Here is a 23380-nt window from a genome sequence, read left to right on the forward strand (position 1 = left end):
GCCGTGAGGTGTCCAGTGGTGGCAGCTTCAACCACTGGTGGCTGAAGACCGACCCGGACTCGGGCCCCCGTGGCCAGTGGGTGTCGGCGTTCTACCTGTCCCGGTGGGGCAACGACAGCGCCAGGGACAACAACGGCACCACCATCCCCGACTGCTAGGACGCACTCGGAACGGACGGATGCCGACCGTGCCGGTCGCGGCCTTGAACATCGGGCTGCGACCGGCACGGTCGCTCCGCACCCGCCCGCCCTCAGCCGCCGCCGGTGAGCACGACGAGCCGCCGGGTCGCCCGGGTCATCGCGACGTAGCGGTCGACGGCGCCCGCGACGCCCTCGCCGAAGGACGCCGGGTCGACGAGCACCACCAGGTCGAACTCCAGGCCCTTCGCCAGTTCCGGCGTGAGCGAGCGGATCCGGTCGCTCTCCGCGAACGCCTCCCCGAACGTCTCCGCGAAGACCGCGGTGAACGCCGCGTCGCCGATCACGCAGGCCGTGCCCTCGGCGCGCGCGTCGAGCCAGGCGCCGAGCACGCCGTCCAGCTCCGCGACCGCCCCGTGGGTGACCGGCACCCCGCTGCGCCGCACCGAGGTGGGCACGTTGGCGTCCGGCAGGGCGGCCCGGATGACCGGCTCGGCCTCCGCCATGACCTCCTCGGGCGTGCGGTAGTTGACGCTCAGCGAGGCGACCTCGGCGCGGTCCAGGCCGATCCGCGCCAACCGCTCCCGCCAGGACTCCGCGAAGCCGTCCCGGGACTGGGCGCGGTCCCCGACGACGGTGAAGCTCCGCGAAGGGCAGCGCGCCAGCAGCATCTGCCACTCGGCGTCGGTCAGCTCCTGCGCCTCGTCCACGACGATGTGGGCGAACGGCCCGGCGAGTCGGTCCGGGCCGGCGGCGGGCAGCGCGCTCCCGTCGACCAGGGTGTCCCTGAGGTCCTGGCCGCGCAGCATGGTGACCGCCCCCTCGCCGTCGTCGTCGGCCGCGAGGATGTCCGTGATCACCTCGGCCATCCGGGCCCGCTCGGCGGCGAGCGCGGCCTCCTGGCGACGCTTGCGCCGGGCGGTCTCCGGGTCGCCGAGCCGCCGGCGTGCCGCGTCCAGGACCGGCAGGTCGGACAGCGTCCAGGCCTGCGCCTCGGCGCGCCGCAGCCGGCGCAGCTCCTCGGGGGCGAGCCACGGGGCGCACAGCCGCAGGTAGGCGGGCACCGTCCACAGGTCGCCGACCAGGTCGGCGGCCTCCAGCAGCGGCCAGGCGCGGTGCAGGGCGGCGACCAGCTCCTCGTCCCGGCGCAGCGAGCGCAGGAACGTCTCGACCGGGATCTCCTCGCCGCCGTCCAGCTTGGCCAGCAGCAGTTCGGCCAGCTCCGCCCAGATCTCCTCGCGCGCCTCGTTGTGCGGGGTGCCCGGATCCGGTGCCTCGAAGGCCTCGGCCCAGTCCTCGGCGCTCAGCCAGAGGTCGTCCCAGTCCGTCGAGACGGTCATCCCCTCGGTCGGCGGCTCCTCGTAGATCCGCACCGCCTGCTCCACCGCCCGCACCATGGCCGCCGAGGACTTCAGCCGTGCCACCTCCGGATCGGGCTCGGGCGCCGCGTCCGCGCCCTCGGCGACCAGGTCCCGTACGGTGCAGGTCCGCACGCCCTCCTCGCCGAGGCTGGGCAGCACGTCGGAGACGTAGTCCAGGTACGGCTGGTGCGGGCCGACGAACAGCAGGCCGCCGCGGCGGTGGCCGAGCCGCGGGTCGGAGTGGAGCAGATAGGCCGCGCGGTGCAGGGCGACCACCGTCTTGCCGGTGCCGGGCCCGCCGTCGACGACCAGCGCGCCGCGCGAGCCGGCCCGCACGATGGCGTTCTGGTCCGCCTGGATGGTCGCCAGCACGTCCCGCATCCGCGCCGAACGGCTGCCGCCCAGGGTGGCGATGAACGCGGACTGGTCATCGAGGGCGGCATGCCCCTCCAGTCCCTCGGCGGCGAACACCTCGTCCCAGTAGTCGGTGATCCGCCCGTCCGTCCAGCGGTAGCGGCGGCGGCCGGCCAGGCCCATCGGGTCGCCGTGGGTCGCGGCGAAGAACGGCTCGGCGGCAGGTGAGCGCCAGTCGAGCAGCAGCCGGCGGCCCTCGCCGTCGGTGAGGCCGAGCCGGCCGATGTACACCGGCTCGCCGCCGTCGGCCGGAACGATGCGCCCCAGGCACAGGTCCAGGCCGAAGCGGCGCAGCGTGCGGAGCCGGCCGGTCAGGCGGTGGACCTCGATGTCCCGGTCCATCGCGGCCCGGCCGGCGCCGCCGGGCGCCCGCCGGGCGGTGTCGAGGAGCTCGGACACCTCGGCGGTCGCCCGCTCCAGGCTCCGCGCGACGGCCGCGAAGTGCCGCTCGTCCTGGGCGACGAGCGCCAGGTCGGCCTTGGCGCGAAGGCGGTCGGGGAGGTCGAACGCGCTGGTGGCGAACCCACTGGTGGTGAGGGTGCTGGTGGCGGGGGCGGTCATGGCGGCGGCTCCGGTCCTGGAATCCGGCACGAGCTGATGCACTACGCAAAACTCCCAAGGGGGGTTGGTTCCGGCTTCGGCCGACGATTGTGCGCCAGGGCCGGGGCCTTGCGGCAAGACCCCCCGTGCGCTACAGCTTGAGAGTGGCAGGAGGAGTGTGCCGTCCCTCCGCTCCCTGCCCTCCTCCCTCCGTTCCCGTCCGTGCGCGCGGGAAGTCCCACCGGTGAGCGCCCTGACTGAGCGCCCTGACGACCGGTCATACTGGCTGATGCCCAGGCCCGGGCGCCGACCGGCGCATCCCGGACCGCGCCTGCCTGGCCGCGCCCCACCGCGCCCCACCGCCGCGCCCGAGACCGGAGGACCCGATGAGCCGCGACCTGCCGACCACCGTTCCGCCGGGCCCCGCGCCGGCGCAGCCGTGGAACCGGCAGCGGCTGCGCAGCAACAACGAGTGGCTGCTGCTCGAACGGCTGCGCCTCGGCGGACCGTCCTCCCGCGCCCAACTCGCCCGCGACACCGGCCTGTCCAAGCCCACCGTCTCCGCCGCCCTGGCCGCCCTCGAACAGGCGGGACTGGCCCGCGAGGCCGGGCGGTTCATCCCCGAGCGCGGGCGCACCGCCGTGCTGTACGAACCCGACCCGCTCGCCGGGCACGTCCTCGGCGTCGACATCGGCCGGGCCCGGCTACGGGTCGCCGTCGCCGACCTCGCCGGGGACATCGTGGCCCGCCGTTCCGTCCCCAACGAGGGGCGGACGGCGAACGCGGTCGCCGACGCGGTGGTGGCCGCCGCCCACGAGGCCATCGCCGAGGCCGGTGTCGCGGCGGCCGACATCGTGCACGCGGTGATCGGCACGCCCGGCGTCTGGGACGAGCGGCGGCGCGGTGTGCGGTACGCCACCAGCCTGCCCGGCTGGGGCAGACCCGGACTGTTCGACCGGATAGCGGCCGGACTGTCGACCACCATCACCGTCGGCAACGACGCCAACCTCGCCGCGCTCGGCGAGTACACGCTCGGCGCCGGGCGGGGGAGCGGCAGCCGGATGTTCGCCTACGTGCTGGTCGGCACCGGCCTCGGCGTCGGCGTGGTCAAGGACGGCGAGCCGCTGGTCGGTGCGCACGGCGCGCTGGGCGAGGTCGGCCTGGTACCGCTCCCGCCGCACGCCGACGGGACGCCGGGCGGCACCGTCGAGCAGGCGGCAGCCGCCGACGCGGTCGTCCGTACGGCCCTGGACCTCGGCATGACCGGCCCGTTGACGGCCAAGGGAGTGTTCGACGCGGCCCGCTCCGGCGATCCGCTGGCGGCCACCGCCGTGCACCGCGCGGCCGGTCAACTCGCCTACGCCGTAGCCGTGTTGTCGGCCGTGCTCGACCCGGACCTGATCGTCCTGGGCGGCGGCATCGGTGCCGGCGCCGACCTGCTTCTCGACCCCCTCGGTCAGGCCCTGGGCCACCTCAGTCCCATGCGGCCCACCCTCGCCCCGAGCCGCCTCGGCGAGGAGGCCGTCCTCCTGGGCGCCGTCGCCACCGCCCTCGACCGAGCCCGTCCCGAGGTCTTCGAACGCCGCTCGGCGCCGGTGGACTGAGCGGCCGGGATTCTGATTTCCCATCAGGTTTCCGGCCAGGCCGTGTCAGATCGTGTCAGGCCGTGTCAGGTCGTGAAATCACCGCCCGCCGTTCCCAGGATCAGGCGCGAGGGGGCGATCGGCGAGTCGAACCCGATCGCCGCGACGACGAAGAAGGAGATTCCGATACCGAAGGCCACCGAATGCGGCTGATCGAGGGTGAACGTGTTCTGACCGTCCAGCCCGGTGCGGTGCTCGCCCTCGGAGGCGAGGTTCTCGAACTGCTGGAGCGGCCCTCCGGAGCCGTCCCAGACGTGAACCCGGGTGAGCCGGCCGAATCCGACGTCGGTCTTGAACAGGACGAACACCCTGACCAGGTTCGTCCGGGCGTCATTGACGATCACCGGTGTCGGCACGGCGACGTGGAACCAGCTGGACTTCCCCGGTGTGATGTCCACATCGGAACCCCATCCGAAGTGTCCGTTGCGGCTGAGATTCTCGGGATTCTCCACCACCATGGCGTTCCCGTGGACCCAACTCGCTTGCAATGCCACAAGACCCACCTCCTCGGCAGGTTATTTCTTTTCTTGTAGTCTCACACTCCGATGTCACGGCTTCAAGAGCCGATCCCCGCATACTTTCCGCTATCACGGCCCCATTACCGATTCGTACAGTAATGGTCAACGCGAAGGCTCCGCACCGTTTTCGGGGCGGGGCCGCCGTCATGGCCCACGCCGTCAGGATCACCTCGCTGTCGGCCGGTACGGGTCGGCCCACCACGGTGTACGCCTCCGACATCGTCACGCCGTGGTGATGGGGCGGCCCCCACTTTCGTCGGGGGACCGCGTCGCACAATGGCAGTCCCGGGGCGGCCCGGCGCTTCCTACCGTCGAGTCCATGAAGCACACCGACCGGCAGGCCGCGGACCGAGGCCCCTCCACGACACTCGGCCGTGCGGACGGTTGGACGTTCCTGCGGGAGGCCGTGCGGGATCTGCGGGCCACCGGCGCCGTCGCCCCCAGCGGCAGAGCCCTGGCCCGGACCGTGACCGACCCGATCCGCGTCCGGGCCCCGCGACCGCTGTCCGTCCTGGAGGCGGGGGCCGGTACCGGTGCGGTCACCCGTGCCCTGCTGCCCCAGCTGCCGCGTGGCAGCCGCCTCGACATCGTGGAGGCCAACCCCCGCTTCGTCGCCCGGCTCCACGAGCTGCTCGACGCGCACCCGGCCCCGCCCGCCCGGCGCATCCGGGTCACCGTGCACCAGGCCTACGTGGAGGACCTGGAGACCGAGCAGCGCTACGACGTCATCGTCTCCGGCCTGCCGCTGACCAACTTCACCCCCGACCGGGTCGAACGGATCATGGCCCGCTACCTGGACCTGCTCCACCCCGGCGGCACCCTCTCCTACTTCGCCTACCTCGGCACCCGCCGGGCCCGGACCCTCCTCGCCTCCCGTGCCGAGGTCCGCCGCCACGCCGCCGTCGACGCGGTCACGGCCGCCTACCGGCGCCGCTACGCCACCGGTCGCTGGACGGTCCTCGCCAATCTGCCCCCGGCTCACGTGTGGGAACTCCGGCGCCCCGGGGCGATGGGTGAGCAGGCCGGTGAGCAGGCCGGTGCCCGGAGGTGAACGTCCTGACCGACGCCCTCGGCCGCCTGTCGCCGATCGCGGTGTACACGGTGGTGGCCCTGACCGTCTGTGCCGAGTCGGTCCTGGTGCTGGGCGCGTTCGCCCCCACCCTCGCGCTCCTGCTGACCGCCGGCGCCCTGGCCCGCGCCGGCGACATCAGCCTGCCGCTGGTGGTCGCGGCCGCCGCCGCGGCGGCGCTCGCGGGCGACTGTCTCGCCCACCGCACGGGCCGCGTGATGGGTGGGCGCCTGCGGGCCGGCCGCCTCGGCGCGCGCATCCCCGCCGCGGCCTGGCAGCACGCCGAGAGGCTGATGGCCCGCCACGGGGGGCGGGCCGTGTTCCTCGGCCGGTTCCTTCCCGTGGTCCGCACCCTCACTCCCCACCTGGCCGGCGCCACCGGTCTGTCCTACCGGAGCATCGCCCCCTACAGTGCCTGCGCCGCCGGACTGTGGGCCGTCGCCGAAGCCGGTACCGGATACGCCGCGGCGACCTCCCTCCAGCGGCTCCTCACCGTCGGCGGCCCCGTCCTCGCGGTGGTGGCCGTTCTGGTGGTCACGGGCGCGGTTCTCTGGGTGAGGAAGCGGTACTGACGGCTCCATGGCTCAGCTGGAGCGAATGAGGCGGTATGTGATCGAAACTCTCCACTGATCGACGCTCCGTGATCATCAGATCTCGATCTGCTTACAAGTGCTTGAACTATGGACAGATCGTGTGGCTTATCTGGTTGACTCGCGAACCTCTTCCAAGCGGAACGGAGCGTTCACGTCCATGCCTTCACGGATGCGCGGCGGTCGTCGCGGCCTGGCTGCTGTCGCCGGACTCGTCCTCACGGTCGGCCTCGCGCTGACCGGCTGTGACCCCACGACGGGCGATGCCGCGACCACCGCGGCCTCCTCGCCCGCCGTCACGGTCGCGGCCACCACCCCGGCCGCGCCGGCTCCGGAGCCGCCCGCGCCGGTGGTCACCCCGCCGCCGGCCGCGCCCGTCCAGACGCCGCCGCCGGTTCCCCCGGCACCGGAGCCGACCGCGGAGGCGCCCGCGCCGACCTCCCCGGCGGTTGCGCCGAAGGCGCAGCCGACCAAGACCGCCGCCCCCGCCAACACCCCCAAGCCGCAGCCGACGCCCACCAAGGCCGAGCCGCAGCCCAAGGTGACGACCGCCCAGCCGCCGACCGATCCCGACCCGGCGCCCGCCGAGACCAAGCCCGCCGAGACCAAGGCCGCGGCGGCCACCGGCGACTGCGAGATCAAGTCGAACGCCGGCAACTGCTACAAGGCCGGCCAGTTCTGCCGCAACGACGACCTCGGCAAGAGCACCCACGAGGCGAGCGGCCGGGTGATCAGCTGCGTGATGGTCAGCGGCAAGCCGCACTGGCAGGCGTGAGCCCGGCTCCCGTTCCCGCGCCCGGACGCGGCTCAGGGCAGCTCGGCGAGCGTGCTCCAGAACAGCCGCTCGTACGCCTGTAGCAGCCGGCCGTACTCGCGGGCGGCGTCGAGCTCCGGACCGGCGGTCAGCCCCGCCGGTCCGAGGGCCTCGGCCGCCGCCCGCTCCAGCGCGGTCGCGGGCCGCGCGAAGAAGTCGAAGAACGCGCACGCCTCCTCGCCGAACCCGTGGAACCGCCGCAGCGCCCCGGCCAGCGTCGCGCAGTACCCGCCCCAGGCCGCGAAGTTGGCCACCAGCGCCGCCGCCACGGCGGCCGGCCGCCCGTTCAGCGCCAGCCAGGCCAGGTACGCCGGGTAGGCCTGGCACCCCGGTAGCGGCGCCCCGGCGGCGGTCGGCCCGGTGTAGGTCGGACCGGCGGGGGCCGGACCGCAGGCGGCCGCCAGCGCGGGCAGCGTGCGCAGCGCGGCGCTCTCGCCCTCGGCCAGCCCGGCGAACCACGCGCCCAGCGGCCCGTCGGCGCACCGGGTGGCGAGCAGCAGGAGACTGCGCCGGTCGGAGGCGATGACCCGCTCCTGCTGCGCCGCCAGCTCGGCGAGCACCGCGAGTCGCCCCCGCCCCGCCGCGAACCCGGTCACGACGGCGGGATCCGCCTCGTCCGCCGGGGTCAACTCGGTGCGCAGGTCATGGAGCCGCCGCTCGGCCGCGAACTCCGGTTGGTCGATCGGCATGGCCGCCCTCCGTTGGACCGTGAACGTGGAGTCCTTGACGATCGGCTCGGCCGGGTCGTCCGTGTAGGTGTCGAGGTCGTTGCCGTGCCACGGCTGCGAGGAGCGTCCGTGCCCGCGCCGGTCGTGGGCGACGGCCCGGAGGCCGTGGCCGGCCACCAACGCGGCCTGCGGATCCCCGGCGGCGCCGTTCGGCGGCCGGCCGCTGCCCCGGTCCTTGTGGAAGATCGACGGGCCGTCCTCGGTGGTCACGAAAGCCATCTGCGGAGGATCCTCTCGCTGCACGGGTCCGGCCGCGGCGGGCGCGGGAATCCGGCCGCCGAGCCGGCTGCGTCCTCACGCTAACCGCGCGGGCGGAGGCGGGCACCTCGTGGCATCCACCTTCGGCCGTACGTCGCGCAGCGCCCCGGGGCGGAGCGGATCATGCGTGGCGGCCCGGACGACGGTCCGTCTACGATCCGGTCATGCTCCACGCCGAGTTCCGTGATCCCTTGCTGGTGGCCGTGTACGACGCCGAGTTTCCCTGGTCGTACCGGGACGACTTCTTCCTCTCGATCGTCGAGGAGCCGGCCGAGCGGCCCCGCGCCGCGGCGGGCGAGGCCGCGCGGTTGCGTGTCCTGGACCTGGGTTGCGGCACGGGCCGCCTCGCCCTCGGCATCGCGGCCGCCGGGCACACGGTGACGGGAGTGGACCCGGCCGCGGCGTCGCTCGACGCCGCCCGCGCCAAACCCGGCGCCGAGAAGGTGACCTGGACGGAGGGCACGTCGCGCGACCTTCCCGCCGAGGCCTTCGACGTGGCCGTCATGAGCAGCCATGTCGCACAGTTCTTCGTGACGGACGAAGCGTGGGCGGAGGTGCTCGCCGACCTGCGGCGAAGCCTCGTACCGGGCGGCCGGATCGTCTTCGACGCCCGCGACCCACGGCCCCGGGAATGGGAGGAGTGGACCCCGGCCGAGTCGCTGCGCCACGTCACCCTGCCGGACGGCCGCGAGGTCGCGCTGTGGAACGACGTGACCGAGGACCGGCCCGGCGTGGTGAGCTTCTCCCAGTACTACCGCTTCGCCGACGGTGGGGAACTGCTGAGCACGGGCACGCTCGCCTTCCGCGGCGAGCACGACCTCCGGGCCTCGCTGCGGGACGCGGGCTTCACCGTCGAGCGGATCTACGGTGGATGGCACCGCGAACCCGTCGGCTCCGGCGACGGAGAGTTCCTGGTGGTCGCGCACACCTGAGTTCCACGGTCCTTCCTCGAACCGGCCCGCCGCGTGGGCGCCCACCGACGTGTCCGAGCCTCGTGTCAGCCCCTCCACGCTCCGGAGGCTTCCCACCAGACTTCTGGGATGTTCGCCGCCGCGGCGCGCGACCAGTGTGGGGTGCACCGGCCCGGGGCTCTCCCGGGCCCGGTGTCCACAACACGAGGAAGGATCAACTCATGTTCCTCAGGAAGCACTTCGGTTCTCTGGCGCGCGCCTCGGCCGTCGCGGCCCTGCTGGTGGGGGCTGTCGTCGCACCGTCCGTCTCCGCGGTCGCGGCGCCCGCGTCCGCCGACGGGCAGACCTCCGTCGCCGGGCTCCAGCGCAAGGCCGTCATCAGTGGGACGTTCACGATCCGTGACGACGAGGGGTGGGCGGCGGGCACGTACTGCCGCGGTGACATCGAGGCCGTGAACTGGACGGAGACCTCGACGGGCCCCTACGAGTGGTGGCGCACGTACTGCGGCGGCGAGATCCGCGTCGAGCTGCACGCCTTCGCGACCGTGATCGACGCTGCGGGCACCCTGGAGTTCGGTCTCGACGCCCTGTTCTTCGAGGGCACCAACGACCGGACCACCGACCTGGACGACGAGGTCACCGGCCTGCGCTTCCAGGTCCCGGCCGGCCAGTCGCTGCCCTACACCGTGTACCTGAAGAACGGGGAGAACGGTGGCAAGGACTGGGCCACCCTCAACCTGAACTTCACGAACACCGTCTGATCCCGGTTCCGGTGCGGGCGCCCGCCTTCGCGGACGCCCGCACCGGTGGCCGCCCCGCCCGTGCGACGGGAGCCGACGGCCCGGGGCGGGTCACCGAGGTCCGTCGGTGAGGGAGAGCTCCGGGAGGTAGTGCCGGAAGAAGATCTGACCCGCGAGCTCCTTGCGCGAGCGCACCCCGGTCTTGTCGAAGACCGCTTTGAGGTGGTCCTGCACGGTGTAGGGGGACAATGCGAGGTGGTGGGCGATCTCGGCCGTCGGGCTGCCCCGCAGTACGTGGGCGAGGATGTCGCACTCGCGCGGGGTCAGTCCGTAGGCGTGGATCAAGGAGGAGATCCGGTCCGACGGCATGGCCGGGCCGATGTTCAGGGCCACCCGGGTGCCGTCGGCGGTGTCGAGCCGCCAACCCTCGATGGCGGCCAGGCCGCCGCCGCGGGTCGGCACGCACACCCGGCTGCCCCCGGTTTCGCTCCGCAGGGTGGCAGCGGCCACGCCGTAGGCCGAGGCCGGCAGGCCCGTCCCGTGCGCGCCGGCCTCGGTGAGCTCGCCGTACCGGGCTTCGGCGCCCGGGCTCTGGGACACGACCGAGTACTCCTCCGACAGCAGGGTCAGTGTGTTCGGCCCGGTGGCGGCCGGGTTGACGGTGGGCCCGCCGGCCGGGGCCGCGAGCGAGCGTCGCAGTGCGCGCCCCAGGGGATCGGACAGGGCGCCGCCGAGATCCAGCTCGGCCTGGGAGAAGGGCGGACGGTCCGCGGCGCGGACCAGGACCAGCGCGCCCCACACCCGGCCCGCGTCCCGCAGCAGGACCCGCATCTCGTCCGCCAGCCCCAGCGGGCGGTAGATGTCCCGGTAGCGCACGCTGCGGTCGAGGCGCCCGTCCAGTGCGGACATCAGACTGCCCACGGGAGTGCTCATCCGTGACAGGTGCGGCATCTGGTTGGCGTCGCCCACCCGGTACTCGATGTCCAGCATCCGGGGCATCCACTCGGCGCTGACGCCGTGCCGGAAGCTGCCGCCGATGTTGAGCAGGGTGACCGGATCCAGCAGCACGCCGGCCCACAGGTCGAACGGCAGGGCCCGGGCCAGTGCGGGGACGGCATCCTCGAACACCGCCACCGAGTCGGCGGCCCGGCGGGCGGCGTACACCGCCCGCCGCAGGGCTGCCGGCAGGCTCCGGCGCGCTACCGAGGGGGAAGTGCGGTCCATGCGATCCTCTCTCCGCCGTGGCCGCCGATGGTGCACCCGGCCGCTGGACATCGGATAAACGGCCAGCCGGCATACCGGGGACCTGCCGCCGGCGGGGAATCCGGGCGCTGGTCCGTTCGACGACCCACCGCACGGCTCCGAGGCCCGAGTCGCGCGGCGCACCCCGGCGGGCCGCGGCCGTCAGGGGCGTCCGGGGCGTCCGGGTGTGCTCGGGCCCGGTGCCTGTTCCGGTCCCAGGCCCAGGCGTCGGGCGTCGTGCTCGGGGCGGATGGTGACGAGCGCGATCGCTCCCGCCACCGTCATCACGAGAGCGGCGATGAGGAAGGCGGTGCGGTAGCCCGTGCCGGGATCGCCCGCGGTGTCGAGGAGGCGGCCGGTCAGGAAGGGGGCGAGGAGCCCGGGAAGGGTCCCGGTGGCGGCGACGATGCCGAAGAGGGCGCCTCGCTGGGCGGTCGGGACGACCTCGGCGGCGGTCATGTAGTGCAGGGGGATGGCGACGGCGACGGTGCCGAAGGCGAGCGCGATCAGGAGCAGGCGGGGTACGGCGGCGTTGGCGAAGGGGAAGGCGGCCATCGCACAGCCGGCCACGCAGACCGCCGTTCCCTGGGCGGCTCCGGTTGACCAACGGCTGCAAACACGACGGGACTTGAGCGCGTCCATGAGCGGGGAGACGGTCAGCAGCAGGACGAGGCTGAAGGCGGAGACGGCGCTGATGGTGGTGGCGGCGGCACTCGGGCTTATGCCGAGTTCGGTGCGCAGGTAGGAGGGGAGCCAGGCCTGGCTGAGGGAGAGCGCCCAGGCGGCGCCGAAGGCGCTGGAGATGCTGCCGAGCACGGTGCCGGTGGTGAGCAGCCGGCGGTAGGGCAGGTGGTGCGGGCCGGTTGCCGGTGTGCCGTCGGCGGCGGGGGCGGCCCGGGCGTGGTCGAAGGGGCCGTCGTGGCCGACGCGCCACCAGAGCAGGCCCCAGAGCGCGCTGACGACGGCGAGGGCGGCGAAGGCCGAGCGCCAGCCGTACGCGGTGATGAGCCAGGTGAGGACGGGTGCCGCGATGAGGGTGCCGAGGGCCGCGCCGCCGATCTGCAGGGCCGACGGGAGGCCGCGGCGGTGCGGGGGGAACCACTTGTACAGCGCGTGCATGGACATCGAGGCGGCGGGCCCCTCGGCGGCGCCGAGGAGGGCGCGGCCGGCGATCAGCGCGGGCACCGTGGCGGCGAGCAGGACGGGCAGCTGGGCGACGGCCCACAGCAGGGTCATGCCGAACAGGAGCGTCCGGCTGGACATCCGGGTGGAGAGGAAGCCGACGAGCAGGCCGGAGAGGCTGAAGAGCAGGGAGAAGGCGCTGGAGACCAGACCGTAGGTGCTGTTGTCGATGTCCAGCTCGTCCATGATCGGGACGGCGGCGAGGCCCAGGACGGACTTGTCGGCGAAGTTGATGACCATGAAGGCGACGATCATGGCGGTGATCAGCCAGGCACGGCGGCGGTCGTACGGGGGGTCGGTGGCCGGGGCGCCGGTGCGGTCGAGCGGGGGCGCGAGGGGGCGGGGTGCCATGGGTGACTCCTGCGGGTGGGGGTGGAGCAGGGGGTCGTGACGTCGGCGGGCGCGGTCGCACCGGTGGGGAGCGCGGGGGCGCGGGGAGTGCGGGGCGCGTGGTCGGCGGCCCCGCACTCCGTGAGGGTGTCGGTCAGACGAGCGCCTTGACGATGGCGTTCTTGTGGATCTCGGTGGTCCCGGTGACGATCCGGAACATCCGCAGGGTTCGGAAGATCTGCTCGACCTCGTGACCTCGGGTCAGGCCGGCCTTGCCGTGGATCTGGACGGCCTGGTCCGCCACGCGGAAGCACGCCTCGGAGGTGAACAGCTTGCACATGTTGGCCTCCACCGCGATGTTCGCACCGCTGTCGGCGCGGCCGGCGGTGGCCATGACCATGGAGCGGGCCGCGTAGATGTCGGTGGCCATCTCGGCGAGCTTGTGCTGGATGGCCTGGAGCGCCAGCAGTGGCCGGCCGAACGCGATCCGGTCCTTGGAGTGGGCCACGGAGAGGTCCCAGGCGCGCCGGGCGGCGCCGATCAGCGAGGGGCAGTGCAGCAGCCGGTTGAGGGTGACGCGGCCGATGCCGATGCGCAGGCCCTCGCCGATCGCGCCGAGCAGGTTGGCCGCCGGGACGCGGCAGTCCTCCAGGAGCAGGTCTCCTTCCATCTGCTGGCCGGACATCGGGACCTCGCCGTCGAGGACTCGGCAGCCGGGGGTGTCGAGGTCGACCAGGAAGGCGCTGTAGGCCTCGTCCGTGCCGGCCATCCGGGCGACGACGATCGCGAAGTCGGCGAAGGGCGCGGCGGAGCTGAAGACCTTGTGCCCGTTGAGGACGTAGCCGTCGCCGTCGGGGGTGGCGGTGGTGGTCATGCGCCGGACGTCGGAGCCGGCGTCCTGCTCGGTGAGGGAGAAGCAGCAGGCGCGTTCGCCGCGGATCACCGGCAGGAGGTAGCGCTCCAGCTGGTACTCGGTGGCGTACTTGACGATGGCGCCCACCCGCAGCGGCCCGCCCATGTCGCCGAGGACGGAATGCGAGAGGGAGGCCCCCGAGGCGGTCAGCTCCTCCTTCAGGGCGCACAGTTCGGTGAGGGTCAGGCCCTGTCCGCCGAGTTCCGGCGGCAGGCTGATGCCGTAGAAGCCGAGTTCGGTGCTGCGCTTCCAGACGTGTTCGAGGGTGGCGCGGTCGAGCTTGCTCTCGGGGGTGATGCCGTGCTCGCGTTCGTAGGGGATCAGCTCGTCCGCGAGGTAGCCGCGCAGCCGGACGACCAGGTCCTGGAGGCGGGGGTTGTCGTCGTAGGAGGGGGTGAGGGTGTAGGGCACGGGGCGGTTCCTGTTCCTGGTGGTGTTGTTGCTGCTGCGGCAGGCGGGTCAGTGGACGCGGCGCTCGGCGTTCGCCCAGTACGGCTCGCGGATCGCGCGGCGGTCGATCTTGCCGTTGGGGTTGTGGGGCAGGGCGGTGACGAAGTCGACGGAGCGGGGCTTCTTCATGCGGGCGAGGCGCTCGGAGCAGAACTCGGCGAGCTGCGCCTCGGTGAGCTCGGCCCCGTTCCGAAGGACGACCACGGCCTTGACGGCCTCGCCCCACTGCTCGTCGGGGACGCCGACGACGGCGGCCTCGTAGACGTCCGGGTGCTGGTGGAGGATGGATTCCACCTCGACGGCGTAGATGTTGAACCCACCGGAGATGATCATGTCCTTCCTGCGGTCGACGATGAAGACGTAGCCGTCGGAGCGGCGGCGGGCGAGGTCTCCGGTGAGGAACCAGCCGTCGCGGAAGGACTCGGCGGTCAGCGCGGGCTCGTTGTGGTAGCCGGGGACGACGTCGGGGCCGCGGACGGTGATCTCGCCGATCGCGCCGTCGGGCACCTGGGTGCCGGTGTCGTCGACGATCCGGACGTCGGCCTCGGCGACCGGGCGCCCGCAGGACAGGAGCAGTTCCTCGTCCTCGCCGCCGATCGCCCGCCGGTGGTCCTCGGTGGAGAGGAACAGGACGCCGGAGGTGGTCTCCCCGCACCCGTACCCCTGGGAGAGCACGGGCCCGAACAGGTCCCAGGCGGCGCGGATGCGGGCCGGGGACATGGGCGCGGCGCCGTAGACCAGCCGGCGCAGGCTGGAGAGGTCGTAGTCGCGGGCGTTCGGGAGCGCGAGCACCGTGTTGACCATGGTGGGTACGACGAAGGCGTGGGTGGCGCGCTCCCGCTGGACGGTGGCGAGGAACTCCTCGGCGTCCCAGCGCGGCAGCACGATCGCGCAGCCGCCGGCGAAGAAGACGCCCATCAGGGGCATGCCGGAGGCGTGGGTCACGGGGCCGGCGAGGATCTGGCGCTCTCCCGGGCCGACCCGGGTGTCCGCGTTCATCACCGACTTGCGCATCAGGGCCAGCCGGTTGCCGTAGGTCTGGACCGCCGCCTTGAGCCGGCCCGTGGAGCCGGAGGTGAAGTGGAGGACGGCGGTGTCCCCCTCGTCGCACTCGACGTCGACCGCGTCGGGGGCGGTGTCGGCCAGCGTCCGCGCGTAGCCCGGGCCCAGCTCCCCGGGGCCGTCGTAGCAGAGCACCGTCTCCACGCTCGTCCCGGGGACCGCCGCGCGGGCCGATTCCAGATGGCCGGCGTCGGCGAGCAGGACGCGGGCCCCGGACTCGCGGAGCAGGTGCGCCACCTCGCTGTCGCCCAGGCGGGCGTTGACGGGTGCGCGGGCCAGTCCGGCCTTGTACAGCGCCACCTCGGTGACGACCAGTTCGGCGCGGTTGGCCGAGAGCGTCGCGACGCGGTCGCCCTTGTCCAGCCCCATCCCGCGCAGCGCGGTCGCCAGACGGTCGCTCTGGTCGTCGAGTTCCGCGTAGGTCAGCCGGAGCGAGCCGCAGACCACGGCCTCGGCGTCCGGGTGATGGCCGGCCGTCCGGCGTACGTACCGCCCGAGATTCATGGGCACCTCCACAGGGATTCCGAACTATTTGTTCGGAAAGTAGTTTGGTGTCCGGCAACCTAAGGGCAGCGTTAGGGTCAGGTCAACGGTCCGGAGCAGAAGGAAGACAACGTGGACACGAAGCCCGCAGGAGACCGCCGCGTCCGCCGCACGCGCGCCGCGCTGCGCCGCGCCCTGGTCGAACTCACCCTGGAGAAGGGGTTCCAGGCGATCACGGTCGAGGACATCACCGAGCGGGCGGACATCGGCCGCGCCACCTTCTACGCGCACTGCCGCGACAAGGAGGACCTGCTCGTCGGCATCGTCCGCGACCTCGCCGAGGACCGCGAGCGCCTCCTGCCGGCGGTGCGGCAGGCGCACGCCCAGGGGTTCACCGGGCTGCCGGTGAAGTACATCTTCGAGCACGCCGAGCAGGAGCGCCCGGTCTACCAGGTGATCCTGCGGGGGGAGGGCGACGGGCGGGCGCTGCGGGAGTTCACCGAGCTCATCCGCAAGCGCGCCGAGGCCGCGTTCCGCGACCGGGCCGCGCAGCTCGGGGCGACGCCGCGGATCCCGCTCGACCTCGTCGCGCGGGCGTGGACCGGCGAACTCGTCGGCCTGCTGTCCTGGTGGGTGGAGGGCGGCACCGGCTACAGCGCCGCCGAGATCACCGCCCACCTGCGCGACCTGTCCGTCTACGGGCGGGTGTGGGCCACCGGACTGGCCCCCTCGGACGCCCCGGGGGCCCTGGACCTGATGCCATAGGCCTCGTCCGCGCACCGGCGGGCCCGCCTCCGCCTCCGCGCCCCGGGGCGACTCTGGTCGATTTACCGAACACGATGTACGGTAACGACCCTTGGAAGGCACGCCTGAGAGAGCGGAGCTACCGCATGACTGCCATGCCGCCCCTGTCCGACCTGGCCTGGGCCCGCGGATTCACGGATCCGACCTGGGCCCGCCGCCACACGACCTCGGGGCGGGAGACCGTTCCGAGCCGCGCCGTCTGGCGGGGCCGCGGCGGCCCCCGGGACCTTCCCACCGCACCGCCCGGGGCCCTCGACGGCCTCGCCTTCACCGGACCGGGAGGCCGTACGCTCGGACTCGGGCAACTGCTCGCCGACGCCGAGACCGACGCCCTGCTCGTCCTGCACCGGGGCAGGATCGTCCACGAGCAGTACCTGCACGGCTACGAACCCCACGTGCCGCACTTCAACGCCTCGGCCGCGAAGTCCTACCTCGGTCTGCTCGCGGCCGTCCTCATCCACCAAGGGCGGCTCGACCGCGGCACCGAGGTGGTGAAGTACGTCCCCGAACTCGCGGGCACCGCCTTCGGCGAGGCCACCGTCGACCACCTCCTGCACATGGGCACCCGGGTGAGCTACGCCGGCCGCCGCTACGACAAGGCACTGGAGGCCCAGCGCTACTTCGCCGTCCTGGCACCCCAGTTGCGGCCCTACGGCTACAGCGGTCCCGCCAGTATCCGCGAGCACCTCGCGACGGCCCGGGCGACCGGTGCGCCCGGCGCCGAGTTCCGCTACGAGAACGGCAACGTCGAGGCGCTCGCCGAAGTCCTGCGCCGCGTCACCGGCACCACCACCTCGGCGCACCTGTCCGACACGATCTGGACCCGGATCGGCGCGGAGGAGGACGCCTACTACATCGTCGACGCCGAGGGAACCGAGGCGGCCTGCGGCGGGTTCAGCGCCACCGCGCGCGACGTGGCCAGGCTCGGCGAGATGATCCGCTGCGGCGGCGCCGTCGGCGACCGGCAGGTCATCCCCGAGGCCGTCGCCTCGACCATCGTCTCGGGCGTCCCGGACGGCTATCCCCGGAGCGTCCGCTTCCCCGCCGCGCCCGCCGACGCGCCGGCCACCCTCTCGTACCACGACCTGTGGTGGATCCCCAACGACCCGTACGGCTCGTTCATGGCGAGCGGCATCCACGGCCAGCGGCTCTTCATCTGCCCCGCGCTGGACCTGGTCGTCGTCCACTACGCCTCCCAGATCGTCTCCCCGGCCGTCCCCCAGGTCCCCCTCGTCCAGGCCTTCCTGGCGATCGGGAGCCATCTGAACAGCTAGCAGGAGCTTCGGGGCGGCTCCGGGCCGGGGCACGAGGCGGCGGGCGGCGGTGGTGTGGCGGTGCCGGCCGGTCCCCGGAGCGGCCTTCGAGGTGGGTTCGGGCCCAGGGTGGTCTTCGGCTCGCGCCGGCCGGGCTCGGCCCGCCGGTCGACGGGGAACGGGTGGCCGACGGCGGCCGGTCAGCCGGTGGGCGTGATCCTCTCGGCCGGCGGGCCGAGGGATCCGGCCCTCACCGGGGGGCGCCGACCAGGCCGGATTCGTAGGCCAGGATGACCAGGTGCACGCGGTCGCGGGCGGCGAGCTTGGTGAGGAGGCGGGTCATGTAGGTCTTCACGGTGGCCGGGCTGAGCACGAGTTCGCCGGCGATCTCGGTGTTGGACAGGCCCCGGCCGACGAGGGTGAGGATCTCGCGTTCGCGGTCGGTGATGCCGGTGAGGCGGCGGTCAGCCGGGGGCGCGGTGGCGGGGCGGGCGGCGAACTCGGCGATCAGACGGCGGGTGACGCTCGGGGCGATCAGGGCGTCGCCGGCGGCGACCACGCGGATCGCGCCGAGGATGTCGTCCAGGGCCATGTCCTTGACGAGGAAGCCGGAGGCCCCGGCGCGCAGGGCCGCGTGCACGTTCTCGTCCTCGTCGAAGGTGGTCAGCACGACGACCCGGGCCGCGTCCGGTCCGGCCGTCACCCGGCGGGTGGCCTCGATGCCGTCGAGCACGGGCATCCGCAGGTCCATCACCACCACGTCGGGCCGCAGTTCCTCGGCGAGCCGGACGGCCTCGGCGCCGGTGGCGGCCTCGCCGACCACCTCCAGGTCGGGCGCCTCGGTGATGACCATCTCCAGCGCGGCGCGGACGAGCGGCTGGTCGTCGGCGAGGACGACGCGGACGGTGGACGTCATCGTGCGGCCCCCTCGGTGACGGCCCCCTCGGTGACGGCCCCCTCGGTGACGGTCCCTGCGGTGACGGTGTTCTCCACGACCGGCAGCCGGGCGGCGACCCGGAAGCCGCCGCCGGGGCGCGGCGCGGCGTCGAACCCCCCGTGCAGCAGGGCGACCCGCTCGCGCAGGCCCGCCAGGCCGTAGCCGGCGCCGGGGTCGGTGCCGTGGCCACGGCCGCGGTCGGTGACCTCGATGGAGAGTTCCGCCGGACGCCGGTGGTCGACGGTGACCCGGCAGGACGGGGCGGCGGCGTGGCGGACCACGTTGGCCACCGACTCCTGGACGATCCGGAACGCCGCCAGGTCGATCTCCGGTGGCAGCGGCCGCCGTTCGCCCTGCCACCGGACGTCGACCCGCACGCCCGCCGCCGTGGTGGCGGCGGCCAGCGCGTCGAGGTCGGCCAGGCCCGGTGGACGCAGGGCGGCGGTCACGGGCTCGGCGTCGTCGTCGGCCCGGCGCAGCGCGCCGAGCATCCGGCGCAGGCCCGCCAGGGTCTCCCGGCCGGCGGTCTCGATCTCGCCGAGGGCCTCGCGCGCCCGGTCCGGCCGGGTGTCGATGACCCGGCGGGCCGCGCCCGCCTGGAGGGCGACGATGCCGATGCTGTGGGCCACGGTGTCGTGCATCTCGCGGGCGATCCGCAGGCGTTCGGCGGTGACCGCCTCGGCTGCCGCCCGGGTGCTCAACGCCTCGGCGTGCTCCCGGGACTGGTGCACCGAGCGGCCCACCAGCCAGGCGATGACGGCGACCAGCACGCCCGCGTCGTTGGCGCCGATCCGGGTGCCGGTGAGCAGCAGGCCGCCGCCGAGGGCGGGGGAGAGGATCAGATGGAAGGTCAGCACGCCCAGCACCATGGCCAGTGCGGCACGCGAGGTCCGGCGCGGTTCGGCGGCCGTGACCAGGCAGAGGGCGGCGGCGACCGCGAGCAGCGCGGTCGGCGGCAGTTCGAGGTTCCACTGCCAGGCCTTGGTCTGCGCCACGGTGGCGGCGAGCAGCAGGGCGACGGCCGTGCGCGGCCGGCGGCGCAGCAGAGCGGCGGCGAGGAACGCGACGGGAGTGGTGAAGGCGGCCATCACCCAGTCCTGCGGGGCGGGCGGGGCGAGTCCGCGGCGTACCGACGTCCGGTGGCCGGGGCCGGAGCCGAGCACCAGGGAGGGGTAGAGCAGCGAGACGCACCAGGCGAGCGCCGTCCAGGCGCCGGGCGGCACCCGCCGGAGCCGGGGTGGGAGGAGCGGCGGTGGCGGGGGCGTGGCGGACATGCGGTGATCGTAACGAGGCGGCGTCCGGCGCGGTATCGGACCACGGGTGTACGACCGGGGGTGACAGCGGGGCCGGGAGGGTGTCGGCCCGGGTCCGATGTGCCGCTCGGCCGTTCGGCGGCACCGTGGACGGCATGATCGAAGTGCACCGACTGACGAAGCGTTACGGCCGCACCACCGCCGTCGACGACCTCACCTTCACCGTCCACCCGGGTCAGGTCACCGGGTTCCTGGGGCCGAACGGTGCCGGAAAGAGCACCGCGCTGCGGATGATCCTGGGCCTCAGCGAGCCCACCGGCGGGACCGCGACCGTCGGCGGCCGCCCGTTCCGGGAGCGGCCGCGCGGTCTGCGGCACGTCGGCGCGCTGCTGGACGCGGGCGACGTGCACGGCGGGCGCAGCGGCCGTGCCCATCTGCGGGCGCTGGCCCGGGGCAACGCCGTGCCGTGCGCCCGGGTGGACGCGGTGCTGGAGGCGGTCGGGCTCGCCGGGGCGGCCGGGCGGCGGATCGGCGGGTACTCGCTCGGGATGAAGCAGCGGCTCGGGATCGCGGCGGCGCTGCTCGGCGATCCGCCGGTGCTGCTGTTCGACGAGCCGCTGAACGGACTGGACCCGGAGGGGGTGCGCTGGGTGCGCGGTCTGTTCCGGAATCTGGCGGCGGAGGGGCGGACGGTGTTCGTCTCCAGTCATCTGATGAGCGAGATGGAGCACACGGCGGACCGGTTGGTGGTCATCGGACGCGGTCGGTTGATCGCCGCCGAGAGTGTGGCCGAGTTCGCCGCCCGTGGCACGGGGCCGGCCGGCTCCCGGCCGGGGGTGACCGTCCGCGCGGCCGAACCCGAGGTGCTGGCAGGTGTCCTGAGGGCGGCGGGCGGCACGGTGTCGCGCGCGGAGGGGGACGGCGCGCTCGCCGTCACCGGCCTGGACGCCGCGCGGATCGGCGTGCTCGCCCTCGACCACCGGATCCCGCTGATCGAACTGACCGCCCGCACCGTCTCCTTGGAGGAGGCGTTCATGGCGCTCACCGCCGACCGCGTCGACCACCCCGCCGGAGGAGCACGATGAGCACCGCCCCGACCCGCGCCGCCACCGACCCCCGGCCGCGCCTGCGCGACCTCCTCGCCGCCGAGTGGATCAGGTTCTGGTCCCTGCGCTCGATGCCCTGGGTGCTGGGCCTCGGCGTGCTCGTCCTGGTCGCCGTCAACCTCAACGCCGCGCACTACACCTACACGCACACCGAGCCCGGTGGCCCGCCGCCCGGCTCCGGAGCCGTCGCCGTGGCGGTGAGCGCCTCGTTCACCGGGCTGGCCGCCGACCTCCTGATGCTGCTCGCGGGCGGCGTCGGCGCCGCGGTGATCGTCGGTGAGTACACGACCGGGATGATCCGCACCACCTTCGCCGCCGTCCCGGACCGCAGGGCGGTGCTGCTGGCCAAGGCCGGGGTGCTGGCGGCGGTCATGCTCGGCCTCGGCGTGTGCGCTTCGGGTGTCTCCTTCGGACTCGCCCAGGCCCTGCTGGGCCGACGGCACGCCGGGGTGTCGCTCGCCGATCCCGGGGTGCTGCAGGCTGTTGCCGGGGCCGCCGCCCTCGCCCCGGTCTGCGCGCTGATCGGTTTCGGGCTGGGGACGCTGGTGCGGCACGCCGCCGCGAGCGTGGTCACCACCGTGCTGGTGCTGTTCCTGCTGCCCGCTTCGTTCAACGAGGACCGCCGCTGGTCGGCGGTGGTCGCGCACGCCATGCCGTTCACCGCCTGGCGGCGGCTGGCCACGCCCGACCCGACGCATGTCCTGTTGCCGCCGTACCCGGCCACGGCGCTCGGGTCGTGGCTCGCCTTCGCGGGCTGGGCGGTGGGCGCGGTCCTGGTCGCGACGGCCGCCGCGCACCGCCGGGACGTCTGAGGCCGGCGGACGGGCCGCGCGGACCCGTGCACTCCCGGGGCAGCGGCCGTGCGCCCGCGGGCGGACCGCGGCGGCCGGACCGGCCTAGCCTCCGTACGGCCGACGCCGGACCGCCGCAACCCCCACGGCCGCCGGGTCGGGCCGCGCCCCCGACCCTCTCCCGCAACGGACCGGTATGAGCACAGAGACCACCACCCCCGCCCGGCGCCCGGCGGGCGACTCCGCGTGGGCCCCGCTCGCCGGCCGGGTCTTCCGCGCCCTGTGGATCGCCCAACTCGTCTCCAACGTCGGCAGCTGGATGCAGACCGTCGGCGCCCAGTGGCTGCTGGTCGGCCACGACGCCGCGCTGCTGGCGCTGGTGTAGACCGCCGCGAGTCTGCCGGTGGTCCTGCTGGCGCTGCCCTCCGGGGTACTGGCCGACCGCCGCGACCGCCGTTCGGTGCTGGTCGCCTCGCAGCTCGTGATGCTCGCCGTCGCCACCGTCCTCGCGGTGCTGGCCTTCGCCGGCGCGCTGACCCCCGGTCCGCTGCTCGGCCTCACCTTCCTGCTCGGCTGCGGCACCGCCGTGATGGGCCCGGCCTGGCAGGCCGTCCAACCGGAGCTGGTGGAGCGCCGGCAGCTCGGGCAGGCGGCGGCGCTCGGCGCCGTCAACATGAACCTCGCGCGGGCGGTCGGCCCGGCGATCGGCGGCGTGGTGGTCGCGGCGGCCGGCGCGGGCTGGGTGTTCGCCTTCAACGCCGCCTCCTACCTCGGCGTCCTGGTCGTGCTGCTGCGCTGGCACCGGGGCGCGCCGCAGGACGGGCCGGCCGGCGGGGGCGAAGGACTGCTCGCGGCCGTGCACGCGGGCCGCCGCTACATCCGGCACGCGCCGGGCGTGCGGCGGGTGCTGCTGCGCACCGCGCTGTTCGTGCCCGGCGCGGGCGCGCTGTGGGCGCTGCTGCCGCTGGTCGCGCGCCGGTCGCTGGGCCTCGGCCCCGGCGGCTACGGACTGCTGCTCGGCGCGGTCGGCGTCGGCGCGGTGGGCGGGGCGTTCGCGCTGCCGGCGATGCGCCGCCGGCTCGGGGCCAACGGCACCCTGGTGGCGGGGACCGTCGCGCTCGCCGGGGTGCTGGCCGTGCTGGCGACGGTCCGGCTGCCCTGGCTCGTCGGCCTCGCCCTGCTGCCCGCCGGCGTGGCCTGGATCGGGGTGCTGTCCACCCTCAACGCGGCCGTCCAGACCCGGCTCCCCGGCTGGGTGCGGGCCCGCGGCCTGGCCGTCCAGCTGCTGGTCTTCCAGGGCGGCCAGGCCCTGGCGGCCCCGCTGTGGGGCGTGCTGGCCGAGCGTCACGGCCCGGGCGCCGCGCTGCTGACCGCCGCCGCGGTGCTGCTGCTCGGGGCGCTCGGCGCCCGCCGGCTGCCGCTGTACGACGGCGACCGGGTCGACCCGACGCCGTCCGGTCACTGGCCGCGTCCGCCGCTGGTGGTCGAACCGGGCGCCGCGGACGGACCCGTGCTGGTCACCGTCGCGTACCGGGTGGAGCCGGAGCACCGGGCCGCGTTCACCGCGCGGATGCGCCGGGTCGCCGCCTCGCGCCGCCGCACCGGCGCCCTCAGCTGGGGCCTCTACCAGGACGGCGGCGAACCCGAGCGGTTCGTCGAGACCTACCTGGTCTCCTCCTGGGCCGAGCACCTGGCCCAGCACGGCGGCCGGCTCACCGCCACCGACCGCCGGGACGAGGAGCAGGCCCGGGCCCTGCTGCGCCCCGGGACCGCGCCGGAGGTCACGCACGCCTTCGACGTCTCGGCGGGGCCGCTGCCGCCGGCGGCGGGGCACTGAGACCGCGCCGCCGT

The 23380-nt window shown here is 74.3% G+C and carries 19 protein-coding genes and 1 pseudogene; 11 read left to right on the forward strand and 9 right to left on the reverse strand.

The window, feature by feature from the left end:
• Positions 1-250: 250 nt before the first annotated feature.
• Positions 251-2473, reverse strand: a complete 2223-nt coding sequence (helR, locus tag ACFVUH_RS25610) for an RNA polymerase recycling motor ATPase HelR (protein ID WP_387915525.1) — start codon at positions 2471-2473, stop codon at positions 251-253.
• A gap of 365 nt (positions 2474-2838) precedes the next feature.
• On the opposite strand from helR, the gene ACFVUH_RS25615 reads away from it, so the two are divergent.
• The gene (locus tag ACFVUH_RS25615; RefSeq protein ID WP_387915526.1) at positions 2839-4056 is read left to right on the forward strand and encodes an ROK family transcriptional regulator; all 1218 of its coding nucleotides are present in this window, start codon (positions 2839-2841) and stop codon (positions 4054-4056) included.
• Between the two features lie 65 nt (positions 4057-4121).
• On the opposite strand, the gene ACFVUH_RS25620 is transcribed toward ACFVUH_RS25615, so the two are convergent.
• Positions 4122-4589: a DUF6623 family protein gene (locus ACFVUH_RS25620; protein WP_355359160.1), complete on the reverse strand. Its 468-nt coding sequence runs from the start codon at positions 4587-4589 to the stop codon at positions 4122-4124.
• 343 nt (positions 4590-4932) lie between these two features.
• Between ACFVUH_RS25620 and ACFVUH_RS25625 the strand changes: the two genes are divergently transcribed.
• The 3 genes from ACFVUH_RS25625 (at position 4933) to ACFVUH_RS25635 (ending at position 7047) form a co-directional block, all read left to right on the forward strand.
• Positions 4933-5664, forward strand: coding sequence for a class I SAM-dependent methyltransferase (locus ACFVUH_RS25625; protein ID WP_387915527.1), 732 nt, complete (start codon positions 4933-4935; stop codon positions 5662-5664).
• The gene (locus ACFVUH_RS25630; protein WP_387915528.1) at positions 5661-6254 is read left to right on the forward strand and encodes a DedA family protein; all 594 of its coding nucleotides are present in this window, start codon (positions 5661-5663) and stop codon (positions 6252-6254) included. The genes ACFVUH_RS25625 and ACFVUH_RS25630 overlap by 4 nt, the downstream gene beginning before the upstream one ends.
• Before the next feature lie 178 nt (positions 6255-6432).
• Entirely contained in the window at positions 6433-7047 is a 615-nt protein-coding gene (locus ACFVUH_RS25635) for a hypothetical protein (protein ID WP_387915529.1), read from the forward strand.
• Between the two features lie 32 nt (positions 7048-7079).
• Here the strand turns inward: ACFVUH_RS25635 and ACFVUH_RS25640 are convergent, their stop codons facing one another.
• Positions 7080-8033, reverse strand: a complete 954-nt coding sequence (locus tag ACFVUH_RS25640; RefSeq protein ID WP_387915530.1) for an alpha/beta fold hydrolase — start codon at positions 8031-8033, stop codon at positions 7080-7082.
• Positions 8034-8236: 203 nt separating this feature from the next.
• Between ACFVUH_RS25640 and ACFVUH_RS25645 the strand changes: the two genes are divergently transcribed.
• Positions 8237-9004 (forward strand): class I SAM-dependent methyltransferase, encoded by a 768-nt coding sequence (locus ACFVUH_RS25645; RefSeq protein WP_387915531.1) that lies wholly within the window; start codon positions 8237-8239, stop codon positions 9002-9004.
• A gap of 200 nt (positions 9005-9204) precedes the next feature.
• The gene (locus ACFVUH_RS25650) at positions 9205-9744 is read left to right on the forward strand and encodes a hypothetical protein (protein ID WP_355359181.1); all 540 of its coding nucleotides are present in this window, start codon (positions 9205-9207) and stop codon (positions 9742-9744) included.
• A 90-nt stretch (positions 9745-9834) separates the two neighbouring features.
• On the opposite strand, the gene ACFVUH_RS25655 is transcribed toward ACFVUH_RS25650, so the two are convergent.
• The 4 genes from ACFVUH_RS25655 to ACFVUH_RS25670 all read right to left on the reverse strand — a co-directional run bounded on the left by ACFVUH_RS25655 (position 9835) and on the right by ACFVUH_RS25670 (position 15406).
• Positions 9835-10947, reverse strand: coding sequence for a LuxR C-terminal-related transcriptional regulator (locus ACFVUH_RS25655; protein ID WP_387915532.1), 1113 nt, complete (start codon positions 10945-10947; stop codon positions 9835-9837).
• A gap of 180 nt (positions 10948-11127) precedes the next feature.
• Positions 11128-12498 (reverse strand): MFS transporter, encoded by a 1371-nt coding sequence (locus ACFVUH_RS25660; protein WP_387915533.1) that lies wholly within the window; start codon positions 12496-12498, stop codon positions 11128-11130.
• Between the two features lie 133 nt (positions 12499-12631).
• Positions 12632-13801, reverse strand: a complete 1170-nt coding sequence (locus ACFVUH_RS25665) for an acyl-CoA dehydrogenase family protein (protein ID WP_387915534.1) — start codon at positions 13799-13801, stop codon at positions 12632-12634.
• A 48-nt stretch (positions 13802-13849) separates the two neighbouring features.
• Entirely contained in the window at positions 13850-15406 is a 1557-nt protein-coding gene (locus tag ACFVUH_RS25670; RefSeq protein WP_387915535.1) for a long-chain fatty acid--CoA ligase, read from the reverse strand.
• 111 nt (positions 15407-15517) lie between these two features.
• On the opposite strand from ACFVUH_RS25670, the gene ACFVUH_RS25675 reads away from it, so the two are divergent.
• Positions 15518-16150, forward strand: a complete 633-nt coding sequence (locus tag ACFVUH_RS25675; RefSeq protein ID WP_387915536.1) for a TetR/AcrR family transcriptional regulator — start codon at positions 15518-15520, stop codon at positions 16148-16150.
• Positions 16151-16275: 125 nt separating this feature from the next.
• Positions 16276-17463: a serine hydrolase gene (locus ACFVUH_RS25680; protein WP_355359199.1), complete on the forward strand. Its 1188-nt coding sequence runs from the start codon at positions 16276-16278 to the stop codon at positions 17461-17463.
• Positions 17464-17692: 229 nt separating this feature from the next.
• On the opposite strand, the gene ACFVUH_RS25685 is transcribed toward ACFVUH_RS25680, so the two are convergent.
• Complete coding sequence (locus ACFVUH_RS25685) at positions 17693-18358, reverse strand: response regulator (protein WP_387915537.1); 666 nt, start codon at positions 18356-18358, stop codon at positions 17693-17695.
• Entirely contained in the window at positions 18355-19653 is a 1299-nt protein-coding gene (locus ACFVUH_RS25690) for a sensor histidine kinase (protein WP_387915538.1), read from the reverse strand. Before ACFVUH_RS25690 ends, ACFVUH_RS25685 begins: the two co-directional genes overlap by 4 nt.
• Before the next feature lie 134 nt (positions 19654-19787).
• Between ACFVUH_RS25690 and ACFVUH_RS25695 the strand changes: the two genes are divergently transcribed.
• The 3 genes and pseudogenes from ACFVUH_RS25695 to ACFVUH_RS25705 all read left to right on the forward strand — a co-directional run bounded on the left by ACFVUH_RS25695 (position 19788) and on the right by ACFVUH_RS25705 (position 23366).
• The gene (locus ACFVUH_RS25695) at positions 19788-20717 is read left to right on the forward strand and encodes an ABC transporter ATP-binding protein (RefSeq protein WP_387915539.1); all 930 of its coding nucleotides are present in this window, start codon (positions 19788-19790) and stop codon (positions 20715-20717) included.
• Positions 20714-21550 (forward strand): ABC transporter permease, encoded by an 837-nt coding sequence (locus ACFVUH_RS25700; RefSeq protein WP_387915540.1) that lies wholly within the window; start codon positions 20714-20716, stop codon positions 21548-21550. Before ACFVUH_RS25695 ends, ACFVUH_RS25700 begins: the two co-directional genes overlap by 4 nt.
• A gap of 175 nt (positions 21551-21725) precedes the next feature.
• Positions 21726-23366, forward strand: a pseudogene (locus ACFVUH_RS25705) (MFS transporter).
• Positions 23367-23380: the final 14 nt, after the last annotated feature.

The sequence above is a fragment of the Kitasatospora sp. NPDC058032 genome (assembly GCF_042885845.1).
Classification (GTDB): Bacteria; Actinomycetota; Actinomycetes; order Streptomycetales; family Streptomycetaceae; genus Kitasatospora.

Coding starts and splice junctions, on each gene's coding strand:
- helR (WP_387915525.1), bottom strand. CDS start 2,473: ATGACCGCCCCCGCCACCAGCACCCTCACCACCAGTGGGTTCGCCACC.
- ACFVUH_RS25615 (WP_387915526.1), top strand. CDS start 2,839: ATGAGCCGCGACCTGCCGACCACCGTTCCGCCGGGCCCCGCGCCGGCG.
- ACFVUH_RS25625 (WP_387915527.1), top strand. CDS start 4,933: ATGAAGCACACCGACCGGCAGGCCGCGGACCGAGGCCCCTCCACGACA.
- ACFVUH_RS25635 (WP_387915529.1), top strand. CDS start 6,433: ATGCCTTCACGGATGCGCGGCGGTCGTCGCGGCCTGGCTGCTGTCGCC.
- ACFVUH_RS25640 (WP_387915530.1), bottom strand. CDS start 8,033: ATGGCTTTCGTGACCACCGAGGACGGCCCGTCGATCTTCCACAAGGAC.
- ACFVUH_RS25645 (WP_387915531.1), top strand. CDS start 8,237: ATGCTCCACGCCGAGTTCCGTGATCCCTTGCTGGTGGCCGTGTACGAC.
- ACFVUH_RS25650 (WP_355359181.1), top strand. CDS start 9,205: ATGTTCCTCAGGAAGCACTTCGGTTCTCTGGCGCGCGCCTCGGCCGTC.
- ACFVUH_RS25655 (WP_387915532.1), bottom strand. CDS start 10,947: ATGGACCGCACTTCCCCCTCGGTAGCGCGCCGGAGCCTGCCGGCAGCC.
- ACFVUH_RS25660 (WP_387915533.1), bottom strand. CDS start 12,498: ATGGCACCCCGCCCCCTCGCGCCCCCGCTCGACCGCACCGGCGCCCCG.
- ACFVUH_RS25670 (WP_387915535.1), bottom strand. CDS start 15,406: ATGAATCTCGGGCGGTACGTACGCCGGACGGCCGGCCATCACCCGGAC.
- ACFVUH_RS25680 (WP_355359199.1), top strand. CDS start 16,276: ATGACTGCCATGCCGCCCCTGTCCGACCTGGCCTGGGCCCGCGGATTC.
- ACFVUH_RS25685 (WP_387915537.1), bottom strand. CDS start 18,358: ATGACGTCCACCGTCCGCGTCGTCCTCGCCGACGACCAGCCGCTCGTC.
- ACFVUH_RS25690 (WP_387915538.1), bottom strand. CDS start 19,653: ATGTCCGCCACGCCCCCGCCACCGCCGCTCCTCCCACCCCGGCTCCGG.
- ACFVUH_RS25695 (WP_387915539.1), top strand. CDS start 19,788: ATGATCGAAGTGCACCGACTGACGAAGCGTTACGGCCGCACCACCGCC.
- ACFVUH_RS25700 (WP_387915540.1), top strand. CDS start 20,714: ATGAGCACCGCCCCGACCCGCGCCGCCACCGACCCCCGGCCGCGCCTG.